Raw genomic sequence first — 7519 nt, forward strand, 5'->3', positions numbered from 1 at the left:
CGGGCCAATCCTTACCCGGCAGAGGCCGCATGTACCACCGCCGCCGCAAGTGGAAGGAAGCGGGTAACCTTCAGTGCCCATCGCTGTGAAGAGTGACTGCATGGGTCGGGCGTCGACGGTCCGGATCGTGCCGCCTTCACTGTCCGAGAGGGCCAGTGCGACGGTGTGCTTCCGTAAGCGCCATCTGCCGATGACATTGAAGTCGTTCCGTCTGAAACTGTCCCACCAGAGAGCAATCCCGCTGAAGCCGAGCCAAAGCACAACGAGCGCGGTCAGGATGATGATCGGGTGATTGAAGCTGGATCGGCTGACATAGTCCATGATGTGGACCATCCAGAAGACGTCGAACGTTCTCCAATAATTGTTCCGCCTCTCGAGAATCTCGCCATTCGAAGCCGAAACATAAAGGCTCGTCTGCTCGGGGTCGGAGAAGTCGATCCGCCAGGCGGGTGGGGCGTGGTCGCGAATTTCCAGCGTGGACTCGGTGAGAAGACGGGTCCGACTGATCTCGCCCGGGCCGGAATAATCCTTGAGAGCGATGTCGCCAGCGAGCGCTTCGCTCACAATGATTGTGTTACCGGTCACCGCTTCGCCAAGTGTTGAACCGTCCGGCGTGACCGTTTCGAAGACCGCGCGCCCATTGAGGTTTTTGAGACGGATCTCGCGGATATCGCCGCGGCCCAAGGCATCAGGCTGGCCGATCTCGGCACAGGCAAGCTCACTGAGCGGGGTGGGGGCTGCGGGTGCGGCCTTGTGATGGTGGCCAACAACCTTGCTGTGAGGAAGAATGGCCATGCCGAGGCCGCTCAGCATCCAGAGAGCAAGCTGAATGCCCAGGATCAATGCGATCCATTTATGGCCCTGTCGAATGATCGCCATCATGACAGGGACCCCCGGCGGCGCCTGAAGCTGAAAAAGAGCAGCCACATTCCAAGGACCGAGAGCACAAGGCCGAGGCCGGCTGAAATCCGTAGAAGGGTATTGTTCACGTCTGCGCGTTCTTCATAGTCCATGATGTGCAGCATCCAGGCGAAATCGAAGATACGCCAGTATGTGTGGCGTCTGGTAATCAGCGACCCGTCATCCGGTGAGACATAGAAGGCGGTTGATCCGGCATCTTCGAAATCCACGCGCCATAAAGGAAGTGGCCGGGACTGGATTTCTGTCGGCGCCTCTTCCGCATCCACCAATAGCCTGGCCGAGGCTATGTCGGCCGTCCGGGTATAGTGGTATCGCGCGACAGCGATTGCATCGTCTTGCGTGAGCGGAGAAATTTGGCGACCGGTTTCCGCATCCACAAGATGTGATCCGGCCGGAGATCTCACCCGGAAAACGGGTTGCCCAATCCAGCTCGCGAGGACAATTTCGCTGGCGTCCGGATAGTCATCGACCACGTCTTGGAATGTGACGCTTGGCTCATAATCTGCGCCAAGCCTCGCAGCCATGTTCTGAACGAGGTGGTCACCATGAATGAAATCAAGATTTATCACCACCATGTAAACGCCTGTCGCGAGCCAAAGCATGACTTGCGCGCCGATGATGAGCGACAGCCATTTGTGCCACTGGCGCACTCTGAATGCGATATTTTTACCCACGAATGACCGTCCTGAGCTAGGTGTAGTAGAGGGAGAAGGCGTGCTTCGCTTCGATCAACGCGCAAGAATGCCGGGCAGGTTGAGCTGTCTCTCACGGGCGCAGTCAATCGCGTCGTCATACCCTGCATCTGCATGGCGCATGACCCCGGTGGCCGGGTCGTTCCAGAGTACTCGCCCAATCCGGCGGGCCGCATCTTCGGTTCCGTCCGCGACGATGACCATGCCAGCATGTTGAGAATAGCCCATGCCGACGCCGCCGCCATGATGCAGGCTGACCCAGGTCGCACCGGATGCCGTATTGAGAAGGGCATTGAGCAGCGGCCAGTCAGAGACGGCGCTTGAGCCGTCGCGCATCGCCTCGGTCTCGCGATTGGGACTGGCCACGGACCCGCTGTCGAGATGATCGCGGCCGATGACCACCGGGGCCTTCAGTTCGCCATTGGCAACCATTTCATTGAAGGCCAGACCAAGGCGGTCCCGGTCGCCGAGGCCGACCCAGCAGATGCGGGCAGGCAGACCCTGAAACGCGATGCGTTCGCGAGCCATATCCAACCATCGATGCAGGTTGTGGTCGTCAGGAAGCAGTTCCTTGACCTTCTGGTCTGTCTTGTAGATGTCCTCCGGGTCGCCTGACAGGGCAACCCAGCGGAACGGACCGACCCCCCTGCAAAAGAGCGGCCGGATATAGGCCGGGACAAATCCGGGAAAATCGAACGCGTTCTCGAGGCCTTCATCGAAGGCGACCTGACGGATGTTGTTGCCATAGTCGAGTGTGGGCACGCCCTGATGCCAGAAGTCCAGCATCGCCTGAACCTGTATCTTCATCGATATGCATGCAGCCTGCTTCACTGCCTCTGGATCGGCGACCTGCTTTTGTTTCCACTCGGACAGCGACCATCCGGAAGGCAGGTAGCCATTGACCGGATCATGGGCGGACGTCTGGTCTGTGACAAGGTCCGGGCGGATGCCCCGCTTTACGAGTTCAGGAAAGATATCAGCTGCATTGCCGCACAAGCCCACGGACTTGGCCTCACCAGATTTGGTCCATGTCTCGATCAGCGCGAGGGCCTCATCCAGACTATCCGTCTTTTCGTCAAGATACTTGGTGCGCAACCGGAAATCTATGTGCTCGGGATCACACTCAACTGCGAGACAGCACGCCCCCGCCATGACGGCCGCTAGTGGCTGGGCACCGCCCATGCCGCCGAGGCCGCCCGTCAGGATCCAGCGGCCTTTGAGGTTCCCATCATAATGTTGCCGGCCAGCTTCCACGAATGTCTCGTAGGTGCCCTGAACGATGCCCTGCGTGCCGATATATATCCATGACCCCGCTGTCATCTGACCGTACATCATGAGCCCTTTCTTATCGAGCTCATTGAAGTGTTCCCAGTTTGCCCACTTTGGAACGAGATTCGAGTTGGCGATGAGAACCCTGGGCGCGTCGCCATGTGTGCGGAAGACTCCAACCGGCTTTCCGGACTGGACGAGCAGGGTCTCATCCTCCTGCAGCGTCTTGAGCGTTTCCAGAATCTGATCGAAGTCCTTCCAGGTACGTGCTGCGCGGCCAATGCCTCCGTATACAACAAGCTCGTCCGGGTTTTCTGCGACATTACGATCGAGATTGTTCTGTAGCATTCGGAAGGGCGCTTCAGTGGTCCAGGACCGGCAAGTCAGGTCCGACCCGGTCGGGCTGGCAATATCGCGTCGGTTTTTCAGCGTCATGTCCAAGGTATTCTCCATTAAAGCGATGCCTGAGCCGTGGTGGAGACGGTGATCAGGATTGACTGAAGCAGGGACCGAAACTTGTCGGCCCGGGGGATGGAATAGTCGAAAGGAGGTGTTTCGGAGGTGAGGTAGCAGCGCTGCGCGAGCTCCATCTGAATGGCGTGCACCCCCTCTGCCGGCTTGCCATACTGGCGCGTGGTCCAGCCCCCTTTGAAGCGGCCATTGACAACATGCGTGTAGTGAGACGTGCTGGCGCAAATGTCCGCGACAGCCCGGGTCAGGACGGGCGCGCAAGTGGTGCCATTATTGTCACCGACATTCAGATCCGGAAGGCGATCGTCGAACAGGAACGAGATTTTCGACCGAATTGAATGGCAGTCATACAATACAGCGAAGCCATGCAGTGCCTTGATCCTTTCGATCTGCACACTGAGCGCAGTGTGGTATGGACGGTGGTAGTCATTGATTCGGTCTGCGACCTCGTCATCCGTGGGCGCGGTCTGCCAGATAGATTGGCCGTCGAACGTGAAAGTCGGCACAAGACCTGTGCTGTTCTGACCGGGATACAGAGAGGCACCGTCAGGCGGACGATTGGCGTCTATCACATAGCGACTGAAATTCGCACGCACGATTGTGGCGTCGGCCAGAAGGCCGTCATACAATCGCGGAATGTGCCAGTCGGTGTCGAGCAGCCGACGACCTGTGTCATTCAGGGCCTGGAAAATTGGTTCGGGAACATAGGTCCCTGAATGCGGCTGGCCCAGAATGACGGGCCCCTGACCCTGAACAATTGTTACCGGAGTCATGGCGTCATCTCTATCGCTGTAACGCCTTGCTGGACGTCGCAGAGCGCATCGCCAGACAGGACAAGCGTCTTCATCGCCTCGATATCGGGGCTGATCATCCGCTCATCATCGAAGGGGGCTGCGTGATTGCGGATTGTTCGGATTGCATGCTGGAGGCTGGGGCTTGTCGCAAGCGGCGTGCGAAACTCAACGCCTTGTGCGCCGCATAGCGCTTCAATGCCGAGTATCCCCGCCAGATTTTCGTTCATTTCAAGCAATCGGCGCGCCGCATGGCAGGCCATGGACACATGGTCTTCCTGATTGGCGGAGGTCGGTGTGGAGTCGACGGAACGGGGATTCGACATCGCCTTATTTTCGCTCATCAAGGCGGCTGATGTGACCTCCGCGATCATCAAGCCCGATTTGAGGCCGGGATCGAGCGCAAGAAATGCAGGAAGCCCAAAGCTGAGGCTGGGATCCACAAGCATGGCAATTCGGCGCTGGGCGATGCTGCCGATTTCCGCTATGGCGATGGCCGTCTGGTCTGCAGCAAGTGCCACGGGCTCTGCGTGGAAATTGCCGCCGGAAACGATGTCGCCATCAGACAGGACGAGCGGATTGTCCGTCGCGGCATTCGCCTCGATTTTCAGGGTAGCCGCGACCTGGCGGAGCTGGTCCAGGCAGGCGCCAATGACTTGGGGGGCACATCTCAGGCAATAAGGATCCTGAACGCGCTCATCGCCGGTCAGATGACTTTCGCGAATTTCTGAGCCGGCAAGAAGTTCGCGTAGCCGCCGCGCACTGTCGATCTGGCCGCGATGGCCGCGCAATTGATGGATCTCATCATGGAAGGGGGCGCTTGAACCCATGGCGGCATCGATTGAAAGCGCGGCAGTTGTCAGAGAACAGAGGGCCAGTCGCCAGGCACCGAACAGGCCAGCGAGCGCGAGCGCGGTAGACGCCTGGGTGCCGTTGAGAAGCGCAAGACCTTCCTTGGCCTGAAGCTCGAAGGACGCGATGCCGGCCATTTGCAATGCCCGACCGGCTGGTATCCTTTCACCCTGATAAAAGACGTCGCCTTCCCCTATCAGGGCAGCGGCCATATGGGCGAGCGGCGCCAGATCACCCGATGCCCCGACAGACCCTTGTGCGGGAATAACCGGTATGATGTCCGCGCTGTAGACTTGCTGGATCCGGTCGACCAGTTCGACGCGAACGCCGGAGGCGCCTCGGGCAAGCGAAATGCATTTCAGCGCCATCATCAGACGGACGATATTCGCCGGCAAAGGCTCGCCAATGCCGGCTGCGTGCGAGCGGACGAGATTCTTCTGCAACAGGGCCAGGCTGTCCCCATTGATCCTGACGGAAGCCAGCTTGCCAAAGCCTGTATTCACGCCGTAAATTGTCTCGCCCTCCCCAATCCGCCGGGAGAGCGTCCCCACAGAGTCGGCAATCCGGGGATAGGCGCCGGGATGAATCTGGAAGTGGGTGGAGTGCCTGTAGAGGGACTCCAGATCATCGAGTGACACCTTGCCGGGCTCAAATTGAACCATCACATATAATTCCTGTTCGAGAGACGCATATGGAGCGGGCTGCGGCCGATCCAGTAGGAAAGGTCGGCGGGGTGCGCGACGTCCCAGACGGCCAGTTCGGTCTTGGCCCCTTGCGTGATTTCACCATACATCCCTGCCAGTCCGAGCGCCTTTGCGGCGTTCCGGGTCGTGCCGGCCAGTGCCTCTTCAGGAGTCAGGGAGAATTGGATACAGGCCATGTTCATCGCAGCAAGAAGCGAGGACAGGGGAGAGCTGCCTGGATTGCAGTCGGTCGCGATGGCTATGTCGACCCCATGTTTGCGAAGGGCGGCGATGGGCGGCAGCTTCGTTTCCCGGAGCGTATAGAAGGCGCCGGGCAGGAGGACAGCCACGGTTCCGGCGCGGGCAAATTCCGGAACATCCGTCTCTGACAGGAATTCGAGATGATCCGCCGAAAGGGCCGAATACCGCGCCGCCAGCAAGGCGCCTTTCAGATCTGAAATCTGTTCGGCATGCAGCTTCACAGGCAGTCCGAGTGAAGCTGCAGCCTGAAAGACGCGCTCGATCTGAGCCGGGGAAAAGCCGATTGTTTCACAAAACCCGTCTACCGCATCGACCAGGCCTTCCTCTGCGGCGCGGACCAGTCCTGGAATGGCAACCTCGTCGATATAATCATCAGGCCGGTTCTTGAAAGCTGGAGGGAGGGCATGCGCGGCCAGCCAGGTCGTGACGATTTTCACGGGCCGCAACGCTTCGAGCTTTCTGGCCACCCGGAGCATGCGAATCTCGTCTTCTATGGTGAGCCCGTATCCCGACTTCACTTCCACGACGGCAACCCCGTCGCTGATCAGGTCATCAAGGCGTCGCAGGGATGCGGACACCAGTGCCTCAAAGCTGGCAGTGCGGGTCGATTCGACCGTGGAGTTTATGCCGCCGCCGCTTCTGGCAATCTCTTCATAGCTCACCCCCTGAAGACGCTGTTCGAATTCCTTCGCGCGATTGCCGCCGAAGACCAGATGCGTGTGACAATCAATAAGCGCAGGCGTCACGAGTCGGCCCTGCAAGGATTGCTCTGCCATTTCGCTTCGTTTGCCTGGGACCGCGCCAGAGCGGCCGACCCATTCGATCAGGCCGTCGCGTTGGAGAATCGCGGCATCCTCGATCAGTCCGTAACTCGGCCGACCGGACTCCATAGTGGCAACAGTGCAATCGGTGAACAGGGTGGGTCGTGTCATCGCTCTTGTCTTATGGCAGCAACATATTTATATGTACACACATAATAAAAGGGCGTGCAAGACAAGATGACCATCGAAATTTCTGCCAGTCAGATGCTGTCCGCCAGAGGGTGGCTGCATGATGCCAAGATCAGTATCGACGCCGAAGGATATGTGGTCGACATTGCGCCAAATGATGGTCAGTGCGACCATTCCGTAGGCGTTCTTCTGCCAGCCATGGGCAACGTTCACAGTCACAGTTTCCAGAGGGCCATGGCCGGGCTGGCTGAGCGTCGCGGACCGACAGCAATCGATGATTTCTGGACCTGGCGTCAGGTCATGTACCGGTTTCTGGAGCTTCTTTCTCCTGATGACATCGAAGTCATCGCGGCTCAAGTCCAGATGGAAATGATGGAGGCGGGTTATGCGGCGCAGGCAGAATTCCATTATCTTCATCATGCGCCCGGCGGCAAGATTTACGACCAACTCGACGAGACGTCCCTGAGGCATTTCAAGGCCGCCGAGCTCACCGGCATCGGCTATACTCATCTTCCGGTTCTTTATATGCAGGGCGGGCTTGATGGGCGCCCGCTGGAGGGGGGGCAAACACGGTTTGGCTGCGATCTCCAGCAATTTTCGGACCTTTATGAATCTCTCGCGGCGCGGCT

Annotated in this window: 6 protein-coding genes and 1 pseudogene; 1 reads left to right on the forward strand and 6 read right to left on the reverse strand. The window is 58.9% G+C overall.

Annotation, left to right across the window (positions count from 1 at the left end):
- From B4F73_RS11735 to hutI, 6 genes are all read right to left on the reverse strand, one after another.
- The coding region (locus B4F73_RS11735; protein ID WP_290483335.1) for a PepSY domain-containing protein at positions 1-882 on the reverse strand (882 nt) is incomplete at its 3' end.
- Positions 879-1595: a PepSY domain-containing protein gene (locus tag B4F73_RS11740; protein ID WP_290481600.1), complete on the reverse strand. Its 717-nt coding sequence runs from the start codon at positions 1593-1595 to the stop codon at positions 879-881. The genes B4F73_RS11740 and B4F73_RS11735, both read right to left, overlap by 4 nt.
- Before the next feature lie 54 nt (positions 1596-1649).
- Positions 1650-3317: a urocanate hydratase gene (gene hutU, locus B4F73_RS11745; RefSeq protein ID WP_290483336.1), complete on the reverse strand. Its 1668-nt coding sequence runs from the start codon at positions 3315-3317 to the stop codon at positions 1650-1652.
- Between the two features lie 17 nt (positions 3318-3334).
- Positions 3335-4126, reverse strand: a complete 792-nt coding sequence (gene hutG, locus B4F73_RS11750; RefSeq protein WP_290483337.1) for an N-formylglutamate deformylase — start codon at positions 4124-4126, stop codon at positions 3335-3337.
- Entirely contained in the window at positions 4123-5658 is a 1536-nt protein-coding gene (gene hutH, locus B4F73_RS11755) for a histidine ammonia-lyase (protein ID WP_290483338.1), read from the reverse strand. The genes hutG and hutH overlap by 4 nt, the downstream gene beginning before the upstream one ends.
- Positions 5658-6872 (reverse strand): imidazolonepropionase, encoded by a 1215-nt coding sequence (hutI, locus tag B4F73_RS11760; protein ID WP_290483339.1) that lies wholly within the window; start codon positions 6870-6872, stop codon positions 5658-5660. Before hutI ends, hutH begins: the two co-directional genes overlap by 1 nt.
- Positions 6873-6938: 66 nt before the next feature.
- On the opposite strand from hutI, the pseudogene B4F73_RS11765 reads away from it, so the two are divergent.
- Positions 6939-7519 (forward strand): annotated as a pseudogene (locus B4F73_RS11765) (formimidoylglutamate deiminase); the annotation flags it as partial.

Source organism: Hyphomonas sp. UBA3601, from assembly GCF_002375605.1.
GTDB lineage: Bacteria > Pseudomonadota > Alphaproteobacteria > Caulobacterales > Hyphomonadaceae > Hyphomonas.

Coding starts and splice junctions, on each gene's coding strand:
- hutU (WP_290483336.1), bottom strand. CDS start 3,317: ATGACGCTGAAAAACCGACGCGATATTGCCAGCCCGACCGGGTCGGAC.
- hutG (WP_290483337.1), bottom strand. CDS start 4,126: ATGACTCCGGTAACAATTGTTCAGGGTCAGGGGCCCGTCATTCTGGGC.
- hutH (WP_290483338.1), bottom strand. CDS start 5,658: ATGGTTCAATTTGAGCCCGGCAAGGTGTCACTCGATGATCTGGAGTCC.
- hutI (WP_290483339.1), bottom strand. CDS start 6,872: ATGACACGACCCACCCTGTTCACCGATTGCACTGTTGCCACTATGGAG.